Here is a 25,551-nt window from a genome sequence, read left to right on the forward strand (position 1 = left end):
TTTATTGAATAATGTTTCTCAATTTCAGTCTGTAAGTTGAAGAAGGTTTCTTTTGACCTGGCAAGGTGTAATTCATAATAATATGATAATCACCTATCTTCAAGTCTGGTGCTTGTGGAGCCAATCTAATGTAATCTGTCCTTTCCTTGTCTTCACCTGATACATTTAACTGTCCTTTATCAGCCAAGTCTTCCAAATTAGTCTGGAAATCTCTAAAGTCCTTATAGATTGCCCATGAAGCGTTATAGTAAACCCTAAACCCTTGATGGTTATCAATTCTACCATTCTCGATTTCAGTATCTGATAGGGATACCAGTCCTTCATTGTTCATTCCCACAAATACAGCTCCCTTAGGTTTCAGCCAACCGTAGTTATCACTCTCTGTACGCCAGTCAAGTTGCGCACCAAACAGCGGATAACGATCATAAATAATAGGGTTGATCCATTGTTGGAAGAATGTATCGTTGAAATCGACCTCCAAACTTATCAGAGGGTTATTTCCATAAACCCCTCTCAACTCAGCTTCATCAAATGTCTCACTTTCTTTGGTTGGGATATACACATTAATTTGGGACCTACCCGAACTAGGTAGCAAACCTGTATTACCGGAACCAATCCCCAGACTCTCATACTTACTGACAAAAGTCCTCCAGTTACTTGACCTAAACGTACTATGGTAGACCACCTTCTCTTCATATGATTCCAGCTCCTCTGTTGCATCTCGTTTAGCAACCGTTACACTAGTTCCATCTTCACCTCCAGCAGCATCTCCCAAATCAACATTTGTTTCAGTAGTCGTTACGTTCTGATCCACATTCATTACTGCATTAGGAATGTGTACCAGTTCCAGATCATATATTTTATTTGTCAACAGGTTATTTGGAATACCCAATGAGATCAGTTTGTTATTATCACTATAACTCACATCCCCATAGCTTACCTCACCTGATGTAGTTCTGAATCTAGCCTTAACAGACCACTTTTCTGGGTCGTCTACCGCAAAAAGGTAATCCCATCCTTTGACATTCATCTTCATATAACCATTACCCGTCTCATCCACAAAGAAGTTCATCTGACGTTCTACCGGATAGCTATATGCTACATATTCATGTTCAATAAAGTCTGGCCTGTCTCCTGTCTTGAATGTTACCTTCTTGGAAAGTTTTTCACCATTTCCAGCGTCTACCCATTTGCCATTTTTCTTTTCTTGGAATTCGAGTTCAACTGAGAATACATAATTGGCTTGACCTTGCAACATACTTTCAGGTTGCAAAACAAGTGTTGTGTTGTCCTCATTCCAAATCATCTCATATATTTCCTCTCCCCCTTTATCACTTCTTAAGTGCTGGTTTTTCAAATAAACCCGATAAGTTTTCTTCTCATTGGTATTCGGGTCAAGTAACTTCATTTCTTCATTGATAGGTACGTTGAACACCACTTGTCCTGCAGAGAATACATTGACATCTTCTTTCTTATCAGCTGGAGTCATGGCTGCAATAACCTCAATTCCTCCTAAAGGACTCGCTCCTTGAATCTGACACTCCTCTCCAATTGTAAACTCAAATGAGCAATTACCTTTTACCAGTCCTCCCAATATTCTGAACCTACCTCCAATGATACCATAAGCATACACAGGGTTAGGCCCTTTCAACTGAAGTAGGGCAGCAAAACCTGCATCAATAATTTCATAACGACCTTTGATAAACCTCAAGTCAACTTTTACACCAATGACTGCTTTTACATAGGCATACATTTGTCCTTGCGCATACCATCCATCAATACCAATTTGCTTTCCAGTATTAGCACATACTGCATTTGAACCATAGTCTTTCAGCATTACATCAAAGCCAAGTCCAGCATTGATATCTGCAAAGAAAATAAGGAAAGTCTGCTCACCTGTTGCGATCTTCAATGATGCACCAAAAGCTACTCCTCGACCTCCTGATAGTGCTGCTTCATTTCTTCCGCCCTCTTGTTCAGTCGGTTTTGGGGACTTCCCTAAGATTTCCTGAACTTCTCTTGGCGCGTCAAAACCATCCGGCAAACCGTCACCCAACATAAAGTAGGATGTTGCTTGCACTCCTAGCAGGGACAAGAAAATTGGGTTCTTGTTGGTACCTATATGTATATACCATGTTTCCTGATCAAAGTGAATGACTGCTTTTCCTCCACCTTTGACTACTCCTGCTTGAATACTAACAACCAGTTCTCCATGGAAAACACTTTGCTCAAAATCCATCACCAACGATAGACCTGCAAATATTGGGGCGTTGCTATCAATAATTGCACAGTTTGAAGCCATACTTGCCACATCATCATTCAACTGCTGTTGATAAGCAGCTCCTTCTTCTGATTCCAAACTTCCAGTCATGTTCGCCAGATCAGAATCGCCAAAGCCTGTACTTGGAACAGACATGATATTGGCACAACCATAGAATGCGGCTGTTCTTACACCGCCTCCTCTTAGAAAGTCCATCTCAAAGGTTGCCTCAGCAAATACAGTCTCTTTCTTGACGATAGACATGACAACGATTGCCTTAAACCCAAATCCTGAGTTTTTGTCTGGCAAGTAAACACCTCCAGTCGCTGATTGTACTACATTCGCCAAATCAGGACTGTAACCCGCCTTTCTCATTCCATAATACACTCCACCACCAAACCCGTGGATATTCATTGGGCCAACTGGTATTCCCTGATCTATTACAGCCAAGGCATCCGCATACCAGTAATCCCTACCATCCTTACGCCCAAACATTACAGAAGCTTCAATAGAAATCCCGTTACTGTCCATTGGACCTAACCTTGCCTCTACTACTCCTTTAAAGACGTCTCCATATAATGGATCATCTTTCAATATCTCAATGGTTCCTTTTAGGTCAAATACATTCTCCTTATGTGCTTCCAGCGTAATTCTACTAATCTGGGTTTCCTTATACTTCCACCCTGTACTTTTTCGCTCCCCATAGATTGTAAAACCTCCCTCTGCTCCAAATCCTTCTTTACTGTCAGCATCTCCTTGAAATAAAGAGATCGAAGCCTGAACATACAATCCAACCTGTTCTCCTTCAGCACTCAGGTTAAGCTCATGAATACTCAGTGCTTTACCTGAAAGCTTTTGTTCCAACAACTCTGAACTAGCACTAAAAGCTGTTGCTGTCAGATAAGGTGCTTTGGTTTGTATCTTTAGTCCCTGAAAGTCAATATCAGCCAGCTCTGCATCAACAGACTTCACCTTTACATTCATCGAGCCATCCATATCTGCCATCGCATAGAACTTACCTCCCTTGATTTCAACAAGTAATTCAGTCCTAGTCAACAATAGCTTACTTTCACCAAATGGGGTAAATACCATTTCCTCATTTGTCTTTGCAGTAAAATGAAAATCTCCTCCTGCTAATATCTGCGCCTCATACCCCAACAGTGCTTCTGAATCTGAAGTTGGGATTTGTATATCCCCTTCCAAGTCTGCTTTCACAAACTGCCCCGTCAAGATATCTACTTCAAGCTTGTATAGGGAGAGTGCCCAACCGGCACCAAGTTTTCCTTTTTCCAGTGACAACAGGTTATGACCATAGAAATGCCCTGTGAGGCCCTGTCGATCCAATAACAATCCCTCCACACCTATGACTGTCCGTTGTGAACTCATTTTGGCTGAATCTATTGCTGCTGTTGTATTGTTATCCTTACTCTCATTCATGGCCTTATCAAAGTCATTTGGCATCATGACCTCAGCCTTTCGGATGTAGAGACCTTTCCAAAGATTTCGGTTACCATCTACAAAGTCTGGAGACTCGTAACCTTCTGGAAAAATAACAGAACCATTTGTAATTTCAGATTGGTCATATACGACGTCCTGAGCTGTAAACACAAATCCTCTATCAGACTTTTCTCCCATTCTGAATCGAGGTAGGTTCACTTCAACAATCAGTTCGTCCCATGTTTCTATATTTGCTTTGATATGTGTAGAAATTTGACCTTCCATCACATTTCCCTGCTCATCGGCAGGTCTGATCAACTCACGACTGAAGATCATATCAAAGTCAATGCCCATACCCTGATAACCATCACACCCCCAATTAACGTAAGTAGTACCCCCGTTTTGAGTACCATTAAATTTCAATGCTATATCCTTTGATAAGTTGACTGTATAGTCGCTCAACAACGCCATTTTACTTGTTCCTCCAATACCTCTCTCTTGACTAAAAGCAACATTGAATGCTCCAAACATCAACTCCTGATCTGTATTAGGAAATTTCACACCCATTCCTACATCTATAAGCGTTCCTTGCGGAGTGAGCTGCACCCTATAGATTACGATTTCATAAACTACTCCTCCAATATCCTTACTGATACCTACAGGTAATGAGACCAAATCTGCCTCTGTAAGCAATCCAACGAAGAGTTTATTTTCTCTAACCTTTTGCAGTGCTGACTGTATTTCAGTAATCTTCTCTGAAATTCCAGTACCTACTGGAGCAACTATTGGTGCAGCTTCAGGTTTAGCATGTACGTTAGGAAGCTCTACATCAAAGTTCCTGAACTTACTGAACCTTGCTGTAGCTGCTTTACTTGAAGCAGTTTTCCCTTCCAAAGGGTTCTCTATTTCTGCTGCCCAACTGCCAAACCAAGGCGCTATAAAAAATAGCAGCATTAAAAAGTGTTTCATATCGCTAGAGTTTATTGCTGTTCTTCGGGTTTTTCTTCTTTTTTCAGACCGGAAAATCTATAACTGTAACCTAGTGTAATGGTCAGTTCGGTAAATGCCTGCTTATTTTCTCCATTGGTTTCCCGATTCAGAAGTACTGTATTAAAGTTTAGGTTATGTGCTTTCTTAATTGACGTAGAAGCACCCAACCTCCAACTGATGACTGTACCTTGAGTCTCTCCATCCTGCATAGATTGGTTATATGACAGGCTGGTTCTTGTTTTAAGTTTTTTATCCAAAAACCCTTTATTGGCTGAAAAAGTAGGACCTAATGTCAGGCTAGAAGGAGTCATTGCATTTGCTTCACTGTAACTGACATTGGCACTCAATCCTAGTCGCCAGTCTGAGGGGCGATGCGCCCAACTCCACGAAGTTGCTCCATTCCAAAAACGACTTGATGCCAATTCCTCTGACTGGTCTGATTGCTCAGCTCCTGTTTGCTGATAATTCAGGTTTAATGCCAATGACTGAGATTTCTCCTTGCTGCTACTCAACATCCAATTTACACCAAGGTTTCCTGCATCTGTCAACTGTGTATAATTTAGCGTGTCCAGTTGCAGCAATGGATCAGCTTGATTGATTTGTTCAAACTGAGACCTGATTACCGTATAAGATCTAAAGTTGGAATAGCTACCTGTCAGGTTAAGCTTCTCAGTTGCTGCCCAACTCAAGTTAAGCGCTACATTCATATTGGTCATATCACTGGCCTTATCGCCACTAAGGTTATCACGTTGGCCTCCAATATTGGTTGATAATGACACCTTTCCATTAAATAACTGTCCAGCGATATTGACAGAAGCTGTTTCCAAGTCATTGTTGGCGTAATAGTTTCCCAATGTTCGGTATTCAGGTTCAATACGCTCATAAGTGGCTCCCACATTCCACCCTTTCAACTGATAAGACACTCCTCCATTAAATGCCCAATGTACAGATGAAGAAGTTTTTGGTTCATACAACCAGCCGTAAACTGAGGATGCATCATTTTTGGACGATGCATTCATATCATGGGTAAGCATGGAAGAGGCTACTTCTGCTTGCACGGTAAGGTTTCCCATTTTTTGGCCAGCATAAATACTTACTGCTAGGTTTTCTTCAGGTAATAACCCTTCAGGAATTTCTCCCTTAAGCGAGGATGGGTCATCTTCTCCCTTGAAAAAAGTTATTCCTAAATTTCCATTTGCATGTTTATATTCAGTCTTAAAGCCATATCCCATCCGTTGATATGCAGGTACAGTTGCTGTATTTAGCGTATCCACCTCTACGGCCTTTCTTAACCTCCCGTACATTACAGCAAAATCCCACTTATCTGAAGGACTGCCTTCTACACCACCTCCAAAAAAGGTATGCCCACCCAAAGTATAAGGTGAAAAGGACATACTGCTATACCCTAACTGGAACTTTAGCCACTTGTATGAAGGGGCCAGTGCAAACTGATTGAATGGCTGCTGGTAACTGAAATTCTGATTGGAATAGGAAAATGAAAGTGGTACTTGCATTCCATATATATCAAAATTCAGGTTACCTGACATGACATACCTATAAGGGTCACGACGGCTATCTATTCCCCAAGCTGAATAGGCTGTCTGATTGACAGAGATCCCTCCTGATACCTTTACAGGAGAGTCTTTGCCAATTTTATCCAATTGCTGAGCCTCCACTGAATACGGCTTAAGCAAAAGCACCATCAGCAAGCAAAGTATCAGCTTTAAAAAGTATTTATATCTCTGATAAAAAATCATTTCGTTTGTAGTAGTTTAAAAAACTTAGCCTAACACTAAGGTTCATAGATCAAAAGTTCTACTCTTCTGTTTTTAGCTTTATTTTCTTCAGAATCATTACTGAACAATGGTTCCTTATCAGATTTTGAGGTTGTGGAAACCCTGCTTTTATCTACGCCACTAGCTAAAATATAATCACGAATTTCCTTGGCTCTTTCCCATGCTACTTTTGCCTTTACCTTTTCATCTCCTTGGCTGTCACTATGACCAACTATTCGAATATGAAGATCAGGGTTTGCATTCAATAGCTTGACGGTATAATCTAATTGTTGCTGTGAAACCTGTATCAACCTAGTCTCATTTAATTGATAGTTCAACACATAACGAATAGGTTTTTGTTTACTTCCAGATTTAGGTTCTTGCTGAGCAATTATTGGTTGCTCATTATTAGTATCTGAAACTATATCGTTTTCATCTTGATTAAACACTCTATAAGTTGCATTACTTCTTGATGGTTTCTCAGTCCACACCTGCTTTACCTTACGTCGTTTTGCAATTGGTTTTTTCAGTCTGAAAGCAACCTCGAAAGTAGATTGGTTTGATAAAGCACTTGTTTCACCTGTAACTGGATAATAAGCAAACAACCCTATCTCATATACTTTCTGGTCAAACTTAAAACCCAACCCCATAGTACCTCTGTCGACATAGTTTAACCCTAATTGTAAAGATCCTGTTGTAATAGGATCTGTCGGGTTTTCATTTCTGAAATGTGCACCTCCCCAAAGTGTGGACTGGACTGTATGCTTTCCATCCATATAATCATACAAAATTTCAGGAGTAAGTGTCAGGTTATGTCTTAGCCAAAACACTACTGATGCTGTAACACTACCTCCCATTTGCAACATATCAGTTGCTGTCACATCTCCCGCTCCCTTTGGCTGATTCAAACGGTAAATATTTACACCCAAACGGTGTTTTTCTTTATAATTTTCATCTAAAGAACTCCACAATAACCCTCCATACAAACTTAGATAATTTCGTTTTACACTGGTCCACACTTCTCCATTATCCAGTTCTGAGTTAAAACCATAAATGGGGTCCCACTGGCTTCCTGTAGTAAAATTACTTCCACCTAATTTCAAATTGCTCCAAGCTACACCCATGCCTAAAGAAAGGTCATGATACTGATTAAGCTGTACCATATAAGCAAATGATCCACCCAGTTCCTGAATATTGAAACCGGCAACATCCTGAGGTGCATCATTCATAAAATAAAGTCCGCCACCTCCTTTTAGAAGCCCACTTCCTTTTTCAGTTAATGGCATAGAAGCTGATACAATAGTCCTATTACGTTGCAAGTCAGCTCCATAGGATTGGCTTCTATGTAAAATAGATAATGAAGCGTCTGTAGATACGCCACCCCAAGCAGGAGAAAGTCGCAAAGGTGCAAAGCCATTCATCGCTCCATATCCTGATATTTGGGCTTGAAGCTGCAAAGAATTTAATGCAAAAAGTAATGCTGAAAGTAATATCAGTCGTTTGAGCATATTATTTCGGGTATACATGAATTATGGTTAAACATTATTTTGGTTGGTTGAGAGATGAAGCCAAATCTGCTGCATGTTACTTCCCATACTCCAACTACTAAGGGTTCCCCTTCAAGTTCTAGTAACCCTGTTTGGGTTTGAATATGTAATAACTCCCCTGTTTCTGTATGTGTCAGTTCCCATTGAAATACTTCAGAACCTTCTAAAACCGATAATATTTTTGGAGCTTCAATCCTCATTACTTCTCTAACAGCATTATAGTAACCTATAGCTTTTGGTATGGCATCTGATACAATTGAATGACATGTATAACCAAATATAAACCAAAGAGCCCCTTCATTCTGTTCAGAAAATTCATAATCTGTTAACCCATAACTTGAACTGCAATCTGCATTTTCAACATAAGTAGAAGCTGTACTAACTTTTTTATCATAGCCAAAGCTGTTTATTGGCTCCTCATATACTAGGTAGATTGTTGGGCCAGTATAATATGTACTTTGCCCTTCAACATAAAGAATTGGAAATCCATTTTTATCATAGCTTTCTGCTTCCCCTCCATCATTAGTCCCCCCAGAAATACTTAAATTAACTGATAAATAACTATATGTCCCCTTTGTTAAGGGTACTAGGTTACTTTCAGAGGGGCTTATATAATTTCCACTCGTATTTCCCCATAAAACAATCTGTGCATTTATTGATATACAACTGAAAAAGCACATGCTAAAAAAAATAAGAACTTTTAAACACTTCATCTTTTCTAATACCCTCTCTATTATTTCATTAAAAAAGTATTTCTAATAAGCCTCTTTACATAAAAAAATTAAGTATATACATCTACAGTAAAAAACATGAATATCAGTAGTAAATTTGGTATTAGCTTTTTATTGATAATCATAGCTATTTATTCAGTTGATAATGGTTTTTTTAAGAGGTCACTTCTTTCACTTGATTTTAAAACTATCAAGTTACTTTCTCCCAATTTCACCTCAAGAGGTTGAGTAATAAAACCTCCTCTTTCACAGGTGATTTGCCATACTCCTGACGCATATTCCTCTCTATTTACATCCAAAAAATTAGCTTCTGTTGATACTATAAAATCTACACTTTCTTGCTCGTTTTTGATATGCCATACATATCCTTCATCTGATGACTGTGAAACCTTTTCTAGAATTTCAACACCCTTAATATGTATTATATTTTTCTGCTTGGGGTAGTACCCTGTATCTACTTGAGGAGTATCTTCCTCTATTTTTGATGTCAAAAAATATTTCAAAGTTAACTTCCCATGTACTCTACAACCTTCTATATCCATTGATGGGTATTCTAACGCCGTAACTTCTCCTACACCTGAGTACCAAATATTTGTATCAGGAATACTGTACTCATGCCTAAGAATACTATTTGTAGGATTACTTACATTATAGCTATCTCTATCACAAGGAGTATCACAGCCATAATATGCTATTTCTGGAGCTAATAATACAGTTGGTTCCAAAGCGAAAGTAGTTACTTGACTTGTTAAGTAACAATATGTATTCATCATAGCTCCATTAGAAGTAAATGTAGTAGTATTAGCCTTGTACCTCCATGTTCCATAAATAGTAGAACAATAATCTATTGTTACTTCTACAAGTTCTTCGTCTACAACCAAAATATGATTATCCTTTTTTAAAGGTATATTTTGTGCGCTGCATATAACTGAAACAAACACAAACGATAGAATAAAAAATAGCTTCTTCATCCTTTAAAAAATTAGCGTTGCAGGTTAATAATTCCAGTATCAGTTCCTTTGAATTTTATATTGGAACCATCCTTGTAGACACCTATCATTTTCCAATAATATGTGCCATTTGGTAAAGCCTTTCCTCCAAAGTTACCATCCCAGCCTGTCTCCATAATCTGGGATATATTATCACTGGTAAAGACTATATTTCCTTGCTGGTCTACTATCTGTAAAGTCAAGCGAGCTACACCTTTTCCATATATTTTAAAGATATCATTGGTACCGTCCCCATTTGGTGTAAATAGGTTTGGCACAAAGATCTCATTCCCCACAAACACCGTTACACTTCCTGTTGAGACACACCCAAAAGCACTCATAACCCTTACAGTATAAGTAGTTGTTACTTCTGGTGAAACAGTTGGGGTTGCAATATTTGGTCGATCCATATTATAGTCAGGAGACCAAAGGTAGAATGTACCTCCTGATGCTTCCAGTGTCACTTCTGTTCCTGCTCCTATTGCAATATCTTCACTCACTGTTACTACTGGCAGATCATTTACTACTACTGTAATGGTATCTGTTCGGGTTAAACAGTCTCCTAAGGAAGCTTTAACAATATAAGTGGTTGTTTCTTCTGGGAATGCCATCGGACTTGATGAAGCAGGATCGTCCAAACCTGCTTGAGGCGACCACTCAAACTTATAGTCACTTGCACCACCATCTATTGTAGTTTCCAGTACAGTTCCTTCTCCATAACAGATTGCCTTGTCCGGTCCAGCATCAATGCTGTAAAATTCATCTACAAATACCGTTACAGAATCTGTTAGACTGATACATCCTTTGTCATTAGTTGCTGTAAGGAAATAGGTTGTTGTGACAGCAGGAGAAGCTTCCGGTTGAGCAACCGTACCTGAAGAAAGCCCTATTGTTGGGAACCACTGATATTGTATCCCATCAATAGCTGATGAACCAATTGTGGTTACACCTTCCGTACAGATTGAGCGATCAATTCCTGCATCTGCAACTGGCAAGTCCAGTTTTATGATACTTACAGATTTTGCGTCATTACAGCCATCCCAGGAAGTTACATTGGCTGTCACTACCATTGATTGCTCTACAGTTGTATCGAATGACACCCCTGTATGAAGCAGGTTGCCACTATTGTCAAACCATTCTACGGATTGCCAGTCTCCCTCTACAGTAAGGCTTGCTTGCTCCCCATCACAAACTTCCAATGTTTCTGGCAATACAAAATCTGGCAAAGGCAATACATTTACGACCAAAGTATCGGTCCAAATACATCCGTTGCTGTTTGTTCTTTCCGCCCACAAGGTATCTGTCTGTGTTATTTCGAATGTCAGGTCGTTTCCTTCTTCAATCATTCCAAGCTGAGATGAGAACCATTTTACCTGATCGTCTGCATTTCCTACTGACAACGCGATGGTTTCCATATAACAGATTGAAGTATCTTGTCCCAGACTAAATGTTGGCAACGCTAATTTTGTGACTTCAACTGTATCTGAATAGATACAGCCATTACTGTTTGTAACCGTTGCCCAAATTGTTTCATCATTATAAACCGTTTGCGTATAGCTTGATGCCGTTCCTTTCTGCAACAATCCTCTAAAGTCTGAGTACCAAGAGACATCAGCGATATTTTCTACTTCAACCTCCAAGTTCAACGCCTCACCTTCGCATATTTGTTGATTAGCACCTAACGAGAATACTGGTAATGCTAGCCTGTTGATGGTGATTGTATCATAATTCACACAGCCTTCCGGATTAAATACTTCCGCTACGTAACTCTTAGTGTCATCAGCATCAACATTGATATACCAAGTATCTTCTGCAATAGGTGTTGATACTCCTTGCTCAAACCAGTTAACTGTTGGCCAGCCTCCTTCAACTTTCAAGGTCACTTGTTCTCCTTGACAAACCGACTGGTCACTGCCCAAAGTAAATGCAGGAAGGTCAAATACATCAATCACAATGGTGTCATAAGCAATACACCCATTGGCATTCTCTACTCGTGACCAAAGTGTATCCTTCACTGTCGCCGTATGCTCATACACATACACGCCATCAGCCAGTTCACCCTCTCTATTAGAATACCATGTTACATTTGTCCAGTCCTCACTTACAGAAAGTGTCTTGCTGGTCATGTAACAGATGGTATCATCTGCTCCAAGTGTATAGTCTGGCAGTGCATATGGATGAATCGGAATCGTGTCATTGCCGATACATCCATTGGCATTTTCAACTGAAACCCATAACGTATCAGGCTCTGAGATTTCATAAGAAAGCGCAGCATCGGTTCCTAATGCCCCTTTCAACTTGGAATGCCATTCAACTCGTTCCCAAGTACCAGCATTCAACGCTATTGTTTCTCCAATACACTCATAAATGTCCGCACCTAAATCTGGCTCCGGCAAAGGGTTCACCTTCACAGCAATGCTGTCTGTATTTAAACATCCTTCGATGTTAGTCACCTCAGCCCAAACGGTATCAGATGCAGTCGCCAACCATTGGAGTGATCTTGAGCTTGAGAGGTAACCTTGCTTCTGTGAATACCATTTCACCTCTGCCCATCCGCCACCTACGTCAAGCAGCAATGTTTCATCAAAACAGATGGCTGTATCTGCTCCCAAGTCAAAACGAGGGATTGGATAAAAATCAACTACGATTGTATCAGCACCTGAACATCCGTTGGCATCTGAAACCGTAACTTCCACAGTATCTTTTTCCAATACCTGATAAGAAAAGCTTTCATCATTAGATGTAAGACCATCTGAAAAACGTCTCCAGGTAACGGTCTCCCATATGCCTAATTCCACATTCAGGTTTACCTCACTTTCTTCACAAATAATGACAGTTGCCTCCAATCCTGGATCTGGCAAGTCATATACTTCAACCGCAATCGTATCAGTGTTGATACAACCATTGCTGTCCGTTACTTCTACCCAAACACTATCATTTTGTACAAAAGCATGGCTCCATGTAGATGATGTATCATCCTGTTGCACTCCTGAGAGGATTGTTCCCCATCTGACTCTTTGCCATACACTTCCTGCCTCAAAATTCAATTCACCACCTTTACAGACAGTTCTGTCTCCACCTAAATCAGGAGTTGGCAATTCCCACATTTCCACAATTACGGAATCAATGGTAAAGCAACCTTTATCGTTCCACACCGTCAGTTCAAGTGTGTCTGTTTCTGTTGTTAACCATGGCAATACCTGCTCGTTTCCAACAATTTCATCTTTTCTTAAGGATTTCCATTGGTATGTAGTATGTCCTGCTCCTGCATCCAGATCAATCACACTTCCAGAACATTCAGATAGGTTCAGGTCGGTTGCCAATACTGGTAACTCCAACAATGAAACTTTTACCGTATCATAAGCCCAGCAACCATTGCTGTTTTTCAATCCCAACTCCAATGAGTCCGTCATATTGACTTCCCAATCAAGTTTCTGGTTCGTGGATATTACTGCCCCATCACTGAGTTTTCGCCAAACAGTTTCACTCCATCCTTCTCCTGCATCAAAGGAAATCGTATTGTCTGCACAAACTTCCAAATCAGATCCTAGGTCAGGTGTCGGCAACTCATAACTTTCAAGCAGGATTGTGTCTTTCCCTACACAGCCATTAATGTCAATCACCGTTACTTCCACTGAATCTTTCTCTCCAGCTACGTATGGGTAAATAACCCCATTCACTGTATTTCCTGAAATTAGCCCTTTCCAGGACACATCTGTCCAGCTATCTGCCAACCTGAGTGTATCAAAAGCATTCCAGCAAACATTTTTGACCTCAGCAAGCCCTGGTTGCGGTACAGGATAGCTTGTAATGGTAAGCGTATCCAAACTTGAACAGCCATTAAAATCTGTTACTGTTACCTCCAGTATTTCTTCTGTCGATACATTTACAGAAACATTCTGTGTTGTACCCAAAAACTTATCCTGAGAAAGTGAATACCAAGATACCTGTGCAAATGTCCCTGTCAGGTTTGTAAGGTAAGTCCCACCTTTACAAATAAATTCCTGCTCAGGTAGGTTTGCTTCCGGCAATTCCCATACACTTACCTTGACCGTATCTTTCATCTGACAACCCAAGGCAGGTTTGTCTACCGTTACCTCAATTTCTTCCTCTGCAATCAAGCTGACCTCCAATGTCAGTCCGGCTCCCAAATCTTTTCCAGACAATGTTCTCCATGTGACCGTTTCACCTGATTTTCCAGCGGATAAGGTAAATGGCGCTTTTGCACAAGTATAAAAGTCATCTCCTAGGTTAGGCTTATCACAAACTGTAAATGACGCTTCAGAAGCAAAAGCACCTCCCTGGTGGCTACTTCCAATAGCATGAACTGACCAATAGTAGGTACCTTCTTCCAAACTGTCTATTAACACTTTCAAACCTGATGAGGTTTGTTGCAAGACAGCTCTTTCTCCGCTGCTCTGTGTCAGCGTTGTTATATAATCACCTTTCCCTGGCTCACTACCTAACCTTACTTCATATGCTGTTGCTCCAGAGACAGCATTCCACTCCAACAATACCTGATTGATCTCTACTGTTGTGGAAAGCCCTGCCGGAGCAGTAGGCACTGATACAGTTCCTGTATCATTATTCTGATATAAAATTGTCTGTACGCCTGTATAGGTATTTCCAGTTGTCAATAAGTCCAGTTTATTGTCTCCATTCCAGTCTGCTACTGCAATTCCACCATCTGAAATTAAGGTAAAAGCAATACCTGAATCCGTAAACCCTGTTCCACTACTGTTCGTCAATGCCCAAATTTCTTTTACACCACCTGACGTAACCCCAGAAAGAAAGACATCGATATACCCATCCAAATCAAAGTCTCCAGCTTTTACATCACCACCTGCCAATTGTGGTAAACTCCAAGTGTTCTCCTGCCAACCTGCTGACTTATTAAGGTATACTTTTGCTACAGATGTACCTCCACTACCAAAGCCTGACATAATCAAGTCCATACGACCATCCTGATCGAAGTCTGCCTTGTCCAGTTTAGGTTCAGTCAGTCTTTGAAAAGAGGCAGAAACGGCCTCCCATGTACCGACACCTGTCTGGACATACAGTTTACTAAGGTAATTACCATAGATATCCTGTCCTGACACAAATAAGTCTGTACGTCCATCCAAATCCGCATCAAAGGATAGCAGCTGTGCATTGGTAAAGGATGGCAGGTTAGTTGACTTTTCTATCCATATATTCTCATCCAACACAAAAAATCGGGTTTGTGCCACACCATCTGTATCACTTCCTGTCAGTAGTATGCCTTGCTTTCCTTCAGACCTGAAATCTCCCCATAGGACAGCAGCATTTGAATAATCGGGTAACCCATTTTCAAGTGAAGTCCAAGTTCCGCTACCATTGTGGGTGTATACATGCACTTTTCCTTCTCCCGTTCCAGTATCCTTACCTGTAACAATTAGGTCTGAAATTCCATCACTGTTCACATCTGCCGCAAGCAGGGAAGGGTCTGACAATTCTGTCAAACCATTACTCCAGCTATCCCAACCTGAGCCATTATAATGCATGGCTTGCAGGTACCAACTTCCTCCCGCATCCTTACCAGAGATCACAAGGTCTTTCATACCATCCAGATCCAAATCCAATGACAGTACTTCTCCTTCATACAATGCAGGCAAGTCTGTTGAGCTTACCTTTTCAAACCCCTGGGCCATTGCTCCCAGCATGTTAAAGGATACCACACATGCCGTTAAAAAAATATAGCCTATCCTATTCATGATAAAAAATTAGTTCTGAATCAATACTTTAGTAGCCTTCACTTCCTGAACTGTTACTAATTGTAATATGTAAACTCCTGAAGGAAGTCTCTCATTTTCATACCTCACTGTATAGTGGTTTGCACCCGACAGTTCTTTTTCCCATAATTTTTTGGCATCACCTGCACTTCTTAGTGAAAGTACCCCGTCCATCTCCTCATTCAGTCTTACATTAATGGTAAAACGACCATCATTTGGCACCGGCACAACCTCCAACAGTTGAATATCGCTGTCTTCATCTATATCCTCATTGGAAGAGCCTGCAATTCCAAACCTTCCATTTGACAAGGATACTACATCAAGTTGTCTGGATACAGTAGCTATACAGTTTGCCAAGTTAGCTTGCATGGTAACGGTGTAGGTTCCTGCCTGATTGAATCGAATTTCACGTTGATGATCTGTTTCAGAAACGATTTCTACTTCAGGTTCAATTGACCAGTTAATTCCATCTGGCAATGGCCATGAAACGTCTATCAGCATAAAGGTTTCTACAACTTCTGTTGGAGATGTTTCCACAAGGAAATTCGCTTCTAGTAGGTCATCCCTTTCCACTACTTCAAAAGTAGTACTTGTTGTACACCCTGCTAACGTTTCAACTTCTAGCTCATAATTACCTGCCCCTATCACCAGTAATACCTGCTCATTAGAGGTAAGTCCTCTGTCTGATGTCCAAGTTACTTTATGCCATTGGCTGCCAGCATCCAAGCTAAAGACTGAGCCAGCACAGATTTCAATAATATCCGTCAGGTTAGCAACCTCAAGCACCAATGCTTGTGGGTCTTCCAATATTTTGGTGATCATCGCCTGACAACCATTCGCATCCGTTACTGTTACTGTGTAAGTACCTGCATTCAATGCTGAAGCTATGGCTGTCTCCTGACCATTATTCCAACTGAAAGTATAAGGTGCTGTACCACCACTTACCTCTACCTGAATTTCACCGTCAGCAGCACCCACACAAACCGGGTTTGAGAAACTTGCTACTGATAACCTCAGTTCGGCAGGTTCGCCTACCGTATAAGTTCTAGTGATACTACATCCTTTTGCTGCATCTACAATGGTCAGCTGGTAAGTCCCTTTTCTTAATCCTCCAAGAGTATTTCCTTCAGCTCCATTCTCCCATATATATTCGTAGCTTCCTGAACCTCCTTGTGCTGTAATGGTAATACTGCCATCACTGCCTCCAAAACAAGAAACATTCTGGATTTCAAAGTTTGCCACCTCCAATACTGGTGGGTTATCTAGTCTGAATCCGTATGCACTTTGTGTACAACTGTTCTCATCCGATACAGTGAAATCATATCTGCCTGATGTCAACCCTGAAACTGTAAACGTACTATCTGCGTCATTCCATTCCACCAAACTACCTTCCGGAGCTGTCAGTACATAAGTACCTGTTCCGCCTTCAGGCCTAAAGATCAGTTGTCCGTCAGCAGCACCAACACATGAAGGGTTGATAGCATCTACCAATGACAGTGTAAGTGAAGCTGGCGCCCCAATGGTTACTTCTGTTGAAATTGAGCAACCGTTGGCATCTCTTATTTCTGCGATGTAAGTACCTGCACCAACACCTGTCAATTCTGTGCCCCTTTGTCTGTTACTCCAAGACACAAAATATGGTGCGGTTCCACCTGATACCGATAGGGATGCCATTCCGTCATTGGTCAAGGAACATGTCGCATCAACAATATCAGAAACTGATACTTCAAGTGGTGTTGGCTGGCTATCCAATGTAAGTTCTGCCTCTAACAAACATTGATTCTGGTCGGTTATTCTGACATGGTACGTTCCTACTCCAATTCCCGAAAGTGTTCTTCCAGTCACACCTAAGTCTGTCCACTCAATCAGGTAAGGTAATCTTCCACCAGTAACATCTATCGTGATCGAACCATCTACAGCTCCGTAACAGCTTGGGCTGACCATCTGTGTTGAGATAATCTTCAAGATATCTGGAGAAGGTACTGCAAGCTCCGCGGTAGCTATACAAGCCAATGAAGACTCCATATCAGATACGGTCACTTCATATGTACCTACCCCTACCTGTTGCAGGTGCTTTGTTGTAGCTATTACATTGGTCTCGTCTTTAAGCCTCCACTCGTATGCAAATGATTGGTTACCTCCATTTACTTCGATAAAGATATTACCTTCATTTCCATCCGGACACTTTGGCTTTTGAATACTGATTGGTGTAACCTCAATCGGCTCTGGATCATTCAGGCTAAATGCACTTGTGAAGGTACAACCATAGTTATCCGCTATTACCAATGTAAATGTTCCCTCAGGCAACCCTGTAACAGAAGCTCCTTCCCCAACAATAGCATTGTTGCTATCCAACCAAGTGATTGTCGAAATTTCTGTTAAGTCTCGCTCCAATACCTGCACCGATGCATTACCATCAGCACCTTCAAAACATGTAGGGTTTGAACTGCTTATGATTGCATCAATCTCGTTTCTTTTAGTAAGTAAAAGAGATGGCGCTATCACTTCACAACCTCTTGCATCTCTTACAGTCAAGGTTACTTCTCCATATGGCAAGCCACTCTTTTCTGTCAGTCCTGACACAAAACCTTCCCCATTCCAACTATATTCATAAGGTGGAAGACCTCCAGAGACCCAGCTTCCCATAGCCCCGTCTGCAATACCTGAACATGATGTCGCATTTATTTCATACAAACCTGCAAAAAGGCTCGTTCTGTCCTTGATTGAAACATTCAATGGGTCGCTGACACAACCATACTGATCTATAGCCCAAACTGTGTAGTCTCCGGCAAAAAGCTGGTCTAGTGTTGCTGTCCTATTCCCCGTAAATTCATAATTTCCTTTCTTCCATCTGTAAGTGAATGATTCTCCACCTCCTGCTCCTATTACTGAAATGGAACCTGTCGCATTGCCACAGTCTGAAGAGTCAAGACTAACCAACGAGATACTTACAGCAGCTCTATCTTCAATGGTTACAGCTACGGTCGTATCACAATGTGTTGACAGGTGCTCGATTGTCGCTAGGTATTGTCCTGCTGTTACATTGTTCAACGATGTTCCTGTAGTAACAGCGATGTCATTCCAAGTAATGGCAAATTCTGATGTTGGGAAATTCTGTAACTGAACTGCTCCAATCGCTTTTCCACAAGATGATGGTGTTATATCAAAAACTGGTTCTCCAAATACATGTCCTATCTTTTCCTCCTCTATATTGATGGTTAGGTATGCCGGACAAGTTCCTTGGTCATTAAATGATAGAATTACCGATTCATAAGCCTTGAATCCTTTCAGTTCAAATACCCCGTTTGTGTTATCCTCACTTACTATCGTAATTCCATCTGCTCCGTTAAAGTAATAAGGTCCATTACCTCCAGTTACCTCTACCTTTACCTGTCCTGTTGGCTGACTACAATATGGTAATTCCCTTTCTACCTCCACAGCCTTAGGCGCTCCCTCAGCTGTAAGTGAGAATGTAAAATCAGCAAATGTACAAGAAGCATTATCTGTTACATTCACCTGATAAGCTCCAGCAGTCAATCCTGTAACATTGGCAGTGTTATATGGAAGATCATTCCACTCAAATGTAAAGTCATTGTTATCCAAAACTACATCACTAAGGTCAGTCACCACCAATGACACCTCACCGTCATTACCACCACAAGAAGGGTTACTGTCAACCACAACCGAGACTTTAAATTGTCTATCCAGCTTTGTGACCTGCACAGTTGGCACCTCAATTTCACAACCTGTTTCCTGATCCTTTACTACAAAGTCATATGTTCTTGAAGCAGAAAGGTTTTCAATCAATGTATTAGTTCCCGTAAATTCCTTCACCAACTCAGAAGCCTGATAGAGTGCATAGCTGCCTGAACCTTGCATCACATCCAGATTTACGGCTCCATTACCAAGCCCACAATAATCGACAGCGGTTTCTGTTACATTCACCTCCATCTCTGTATAATTGAAAGTTGTCACTACACTTCCAGAGGCAGGAGTGCAACCATTCGCATCTATCAAACTGAAGGTATAAGTGTAACCTCTTTTGAGAGAATCAATTAAATAGCTACTAACGGGGCTATCTATACTTTGTGAGAAATTGCCAAGACTGCTTGACCATCTCAGCGTATAAGGTGCTACCCCTCCATCAATATCAATCGTGACCTCGCCAGAAGGATTTCCTAGACATGCATTAATCGTCGGATTAACATTGTTTACAACAAAACCCAAAACAGCAGGAGCAGATACTTCAAATGGTAATTCCTCTGAATTAATTGGACACAAAGTCAACGTATTGTCAACTGCCTGAATATAGTATTGACCTACAGCAAGGTTATTGAACATACCACTGCTATTGGAAGTCAATAACGTCCCATCTTTTTGGTAAAGGTTGAAAGTATAATTGCCTTGTCTTGGGTTCTGCTCATTAACACCTGCATTGACAGCAACCCAACCAAAGTCATCAGCACAGTCTAATGAAGTAACTGCGTTTGAGATATACAATGGATATAGAAGTTCGCTTTCCAGATCAAGTGTCTTTTCATCATATCCGCAAGCATCTGAATAACCATAACGGAACCTATAAACACCAGCCGGAACAGCTTCAAATATTATGGAAGCCCCATTTGCTTCTACAGTAGCATAATTAGTCCAACTTGCTGCATCTTGTCTTTCCACAATTAGCGTAGCTCCTGTAATATTTACTTCAGCCACCAAGTTAAACCCATCACAGCTATTGCCTCCAGTTTTGGAGACACTTACCAGTTCTGGTTCTTCACTGATTCCTATCTGTATCAACTTACCTGTTTGCGCCTGCCATTCTGCACAACCACTCTCGTAATAATATAATTGGTATTCACCAGCGGGGATGTTAGTCCATTCCAAGATTGCAGGCGATGCTGTTGCCGTATAAGTAGGTAATGCTGTTTCATCATCCGTTTTCACCCACTTAAACTGAATGCCGCTTGCATCAATAACTTCTAAAGAAATTGTTCCATCATTTGAATCGGAACAAGTCAAGTCCTGATGAACCATGCTAATCACCTCAAGAGGTTTCTTTTCTGGAACAGAATATTCTTTTGCTCCTTCTGCAGATGAACTACCATCAAAGGATGTTGTGACACAGCCATTAGCATCTACAATTTCTACCAAATACATTTGGTTACCTGCTAGGTCCTCTAGCCTTATGCTATCAACCGAAACTTTATAATCCTCATACAAAGTAACAGTAAATGCCTGATTTGGTAGATCCTGCGTCTTGACATTAATAGAATATGGCAGGTGTCCTCCCTGAATTTTAATATCAAGAGCACCTGTAGGTTGACCGTAACAGGTAGTCGCTATAGGGTTAACTTCAACTTCAACTGCTGCTGTTTGTGGAATAGTAACTGCTCCTGATCCATCGTTTACATGATCATTGTTTTCTTGCCACTCAACTCGAAGTGAATCTTTTGTCAATCCATCCAATTCATAGATGGTTAACTGATCTACTAAACGCCAATCACTACAGGAGTCATCCCGAATTTTAAGGAAGTAAGTTTCATCACCATCCAAATCAATTGGCATAAAGGTATTAGTTCCTGTAAATACTACAGAATCCAAATTTGTTATTGCGTTTGCCACTGCCAATTCATAGCCTGTTCCAGCACCTCCTGCCACACTTATAATTTCGACCTTACCATCCTGTGCATCAAAACAGGTTGTACTAAATAGGTTGATTGAAACTTCAAAGGGAGGATAGTTTGATAGATAATAATGCAATGTTACAGGATTATCACCTCCCCCTTCAAGTGCATCTGTGTTCATTTGCGCAAGGTTATCTCTTACAGATGTATCATAGAATGAGTCAAGATAATCTGCACTGTAATTGATATTCTTATAAGGAGCATTATAAGCATCGATTACTTCTATCTGGTAGGTGTTTTCATTGGTGAGGAATAATTCCCCATCACTTTCTCTACGCAAAACACTATCACCAACTATCAAGCGATAATTTAATCCATTTACGATCACCTTATAGTAAGCTGAACCTTTAACTGTATCATATAAAGGAATACCGCCCTCAATATTAAGCTTGACCTGACCATCTGCACCATCTATACAATTTGGTTTTTCAGGTGCGAGGAATGTTATCGCTAAAGAATCTGGAGCAAATAATGTTGTGCTTGCCGAATCGCTACTGTAAGCAAGTGAATCAAAAACTGCAATATTTAAAGCGCCTGCAGGAAGTAAGTCAAGGTATCTCGAAACAGTATATGGAGCACCTGTGGCAAATGGAACAGTAATCGTATTCCAAGTAGTACTTCCCCTGGCTGATACTTTAGTGTATATTTATAATTACCACCAATCTGTGCTGGAATACCTCCAGATATTGTATAGTAAGCTCTACCAGTTTCAGCCTTAGTACCAATTGCAGACTGTACATGTAATGTATCGCCTGGTATACGTGCCCAGTTCTTTAAAGAATCAATTTTAAGAACAAGTGGGGCTGGTTCTTCCAAAACAATAATATCAGAAATAACAATATCTCCAGTTGTAGATGCACCATCTGAAATACTAGTCAAATCATCTTCTATAGGACTTTCATAATACTTATCTTTTACGACTACTCTATAAGTACCAGCATTAAGATTAAGAAGTGAATGTGATGTACCTGTTACATCTGTAAAATCTCTATGCAGACTATAACCTGTATCTTCCAATTTGTAAAGAGCTGCTTTATAATCAGGGATACCACCAGTTATTTCTATTGTAATACTTCCATTATTGCCTCCATTGGTTGAAATTTCATACCCTAGACCATAATCAAATGGAGTTGCCGTAACAGCTAGTGGACTTGGGGCATTAAGGCTAACCGAAGCGTTTCCATAGATTGTCGTACAACCAAGATTATCAGTTAAGGCACTGACTTGGTAAGTATTTGCATTTAGCTCCCCAAAGATATGGTCGGTTGAAAAAGTAGTTGTATCTGTGTTACTGAGTGTAATTTTATAATCCGGCAATCCTCCAGTCACCGTTACCTTGATGCGACCATCTTGACCGTTGTGTCTTGAAACATTGAATGAGGTACCATAGCTAGATACTATTTCATTTGTTACAGTTATTTTGCTAGGCTCTTTAACTTCCACTTCCTTTATCACATAGCCGGTATATCCATCATCATACTTTGTTATATCCTCTGTTAGATATAAAGAGTAGGTTTCTGCTGTAATGCCTGAAATAGGCTCTAAGATTAGTTTTGTGTTATCAGTATTGAGGGTAACATTCCCAGTATATGCCGCTTCAGAAAGTGCCGTTCCACTCGATAGGAGACACCACCTGAAATTTGATACCACACTACTAGATAGTATTCTCCCATCAGGTATGGAAAGCATTGAAGATACAGAAACGGATCCTCCATTACAGATAATTGGAAGTGCCTGATTAGTTCCAGCAACTCCACTGCCATTATCAAAACTTTCTCCATCCCCTGAATCTGATGAAATAGCTGGAGGGTTCGTAAATTTAAATGATGAAGAATAGGCTTTGGCGTATCCAACTGCTAAAGAACCGTCTACCAAACTATCCAATTGTCCATCGGACAAATTTATATTGTAGGTGCCATCAGCTTCTTTTTGTCCCCACAAATTAAGACCACCTATATCAAATGCAGATACATAAATATCTTGCCCTGTTGGAAAACCTGTAAAGGAAATTTCCTTTAAATTCTCTGATGCATTTACTAAACTGTAATGATTATTTACAGGTAGTTTATTCCATGATCCATCAGCAGATTTACTTAAGCAAACAAGATATAATAATGAATCACTTCCACCTTCTACACTTAATTCTACTGAACCAAGAGGATGGATATCTTCAGGACTATGAAGAGTCAACTCAGGAGCATTAAATGCGGAAAAAGATATTTCAGAAACACTATTTATAGTAATATCATTTGCTGAAAAAGTTCTTGTTACAATACTGTTACAGTATCCTGCATATTCCTTAATTATTACACTTGTATAAGTCTGTGGTTCAAGGTTACTTATCGATTTCCCAGTAAAATCTATAGCAATTCCTCCATCTGCTACAAATTCATACCTTACATTTTCAAGCAAATTATTAAAGGTAAACCCTCCTTTAGATCCATAGTATACTTCATTCTGACTGACAATATCAGCTGAACCTATGGTGATATTTGAAGTAGGTGCTACCACTGTAAAAGCATCATCAAATATGTTGGTATAACTTGAATCGGCCCCATAATTTACAGTTAAGGAAATATTATAAGTACCAGGAACTAAGTCTTCAAATAAGAATGGTGGTGAGCTAGTCAATGAATTCGATGGAACTGTACAACCGGAAGTTTCACCAACCCTTGTCAAACTCATCTCATAGCTATAAGTATCAGTACTCATACTATCAGGGATAGTGATACCAATAGAAGCTGTACCTGTAGCATCTGTACTACTCAAAACAATATTTTCTAATGTTTCAGGTACAATACAGGTCGGGTTTTGAGCAGTTAGCGTTATATTAATACTGTCGCCTTCACATCCATGTAAAGTTACTGTTTTTGAAATACTTGTAGCACAATTACCTGTTGATTCAGGATTAGGAGCATTAAATGAGACAGTAAAACTACCTTCTTCTTCTATTATATCAACACTATCTGCAGTTGTAGTTAAATCATAACTAGGGTTTGCAAAATACCCACCTTCTGGAGTAATTGAAAAACTTACCTGACCTCCATAAGTATTGGCTGTTAGCGTAGTTACATCAGCATTATAACTTAAAGGATCTTTTGAAAGAGCTGGAAAAGTCAGAGGTACAGGGTCTGAACAGCGGTTATTTTTTACTGCAGCCTCTAGCATTGCAGAGTTCTGAAATACCTCTTTATAACTTTCCCCTGTTTCAGAAAAAGGAAAAATCTGGATATACAATTGCCCTGAATCATATCCTGCATATATCTCCTGTCCATTTATACTTTTTTCATAAATGAATATCCTATTTTTATTTGAACTGTCAATTTGAAGGTTACCTACTCTTTCATTCGAAATAGTATCTTCTGATATTAAAGAAAAACCATCAGAATTATATTGCACTACTGCATTATAAACACTAAATACCATTTCATTTGTTACTACACCAGTTCCTGCATCAACAGTTGCTTCATACCAATTTTCATTTTTTCTACCGTAACCGATTATATTATATTTTTTACCTATATCTAAACCATTACTTGATGCAGCAGTAATACTAATATAATTTCCTCTACAAGCATCAGTACCTGAGGCAAAGCCCAATCCAACTGAAGATGATATTGTATTATCACAATATGATACTAGCTTAGGAAAAATATAAAAATTCTGATACCACTGGCTCTCAAAACCACCTCTTGAAACTTTTATTCTTAACTGTTTTCCAGCATAATCTTCTCCATTTATAGTTACTGCACTTTCATTACCAAGACTATGGCTTACATTTGAAAAGGTTGTACTTACTGTATCTGCTAAATCACGCTGTTCTAGCGTCCATGTATAAGTATTAGCCCCTAAAAAGGTAGACTTGAGAAAAGCAGGGGCTTCAAAAGTAACACTGCCACAAAACGGTGGTTCATATCTTGTTGTACAATCCTGTGCTATAACATTACTGGAAAATATTCCGAGAAAAGCCAGCAGTAAAAAAAATCTCATGAGGTTATTCATATAGTACAAAAAGTGTAATACAGAGTTTAGCATTATACAGAATGAGAAATTCTCTCATCCGCTTATATTATTTAAACCCTCTAAAAGAGGCAGTTACATCACATTTTTTAGACAAAAGTATCCCAATGATCATTAATGTGAACTACCATTATATACCGTAGTATGATCAAGATTGGAAAAGTGAGAATAGGTAATTGATTGATAGTTGTATACAGTCCATTCAAAAAAATTTGACTGCTGTTGTTGTCATTTTCACCATCCAAAAAGTCACTTCACATTAGTAAAAAATAGTTTTGACATTATTAAAAATGATCAAATCAAAAAGTTAAACGTAAAGTAAATATGAAATACCTGAAATATCAAATTTTGTTAAAATCAAAATTACAATT

8 protein-coding genes are annotated in these 25,551 nt (G+C 39.9%); all 8 read right to left on the reverse strand.

The features are described 5' to 3' along the window. Position 1: 1 nt before the first annotated feature. Positions 2–4,666, reverse strand: coding sequence for a hypothetical protein (locus V6R21_RS04395; RefSeq protein WP_334241251.1), 4,665 nt, complete (start codon positions 4,664–4,666; stop codon positions 2–4). A gap of 11 nt (positions 4,667–4,677) precedes the next feature. Beyond that, positions 4,678–6,444: a TonB-dependent receptor gene (locus V6R21_RS04400; RefSeq protein ID WP_334241253.1), complete on the reverse strand. Its 1,767-nt coding sequence runs from the start codon at positions 6,442–6,444 to the stop codon at positions 4,678–4,680. A gap of 35 nt (positions 6,445–6,479) precedes the next feature. Further along, positions 6,480–7,970 (reverse strand): type IX secretion system membrane protein PorP/SprF, encoded by a 1,491-nt coding sequence (locus V6R21_RS04405; RefSeq protein WP_334241255.1) that lies wholly within the window; start codon positions 7,968–7,970, stop codon positions 6,480–6,482. Continuing rightward, the gene (locus V6R21_RS04410; RefSeq protein WP_334241257.1) at positions 7,955–8,722 is read right to left on the reverse strand and encodes a hypothetical protein; all 768 of its coding nucleotides are present in this window, start codon (positions 8,720–8,722) and stop codon (positions 7,955–7,957) included. Before V6R21_RS04410 ends, V6R21_RS04405 begins: the two co-directional genes overlap by 16 nt. Positions 8,723–8,871: 149 nt before the next feature. Further along, positions 8,872–9,711, reverse strand: coding sequence for a DUF6705 family protein (locus V6R21_RS04415; protein WP_334241259.1), 840 nt, complete (start codon positions 9,709–9,711; stop codon positions 8,872–8,874). Positions 9,712–9,722: 11 nt separating this feature from the next. Next, positions 9,723–15,461, reverse strand: coding sequence for an FG-GAP-like repeat-containing protein (locus V6R21_RS04420; RefSeq protein WP_334241260.1), 5,739 nt, complete (start codon positions 15,459–15,461; stop codon positions 9,723–9,725). A gap of 9 nt (positions 15,462–15,470) precedes the next feature. Then, positions 15,471–21,488, reverse strand: a complete 6,018-nt coding sequence (locus V6R21_RS04425) for a SprB repeat-containing protein (RefSeq protein ID WP_334241262.1) — start codon at positions 21,486–21,488, stop codon at positions 15,471–15,473. Between the two features lie 197 nt (positions 21,489–21,685). Next, positions 21,686–25,150 (reverse strand): hypothetical protein, encoded by a 3,465-nt coding sequence (locus V6R21_RS04430; protein WP_334241264.1) that lies wholly within the window; start codon positions 25,148–25,150, stop codon positions 21,686–21,688. Positions 25,151–25,551 lie beyond the last annotated feature (401 nt).

This window comes from Limibacter armeniacum, from assembly GCF_036880985.1.
In the GTDB taxonomy this organism is placed as follows: Bacteria; Bacteroidota; Bacteroidia; order Cytophagales; family Flammeovirgaceae; genus Limibacter; species Limibacter armeniacum.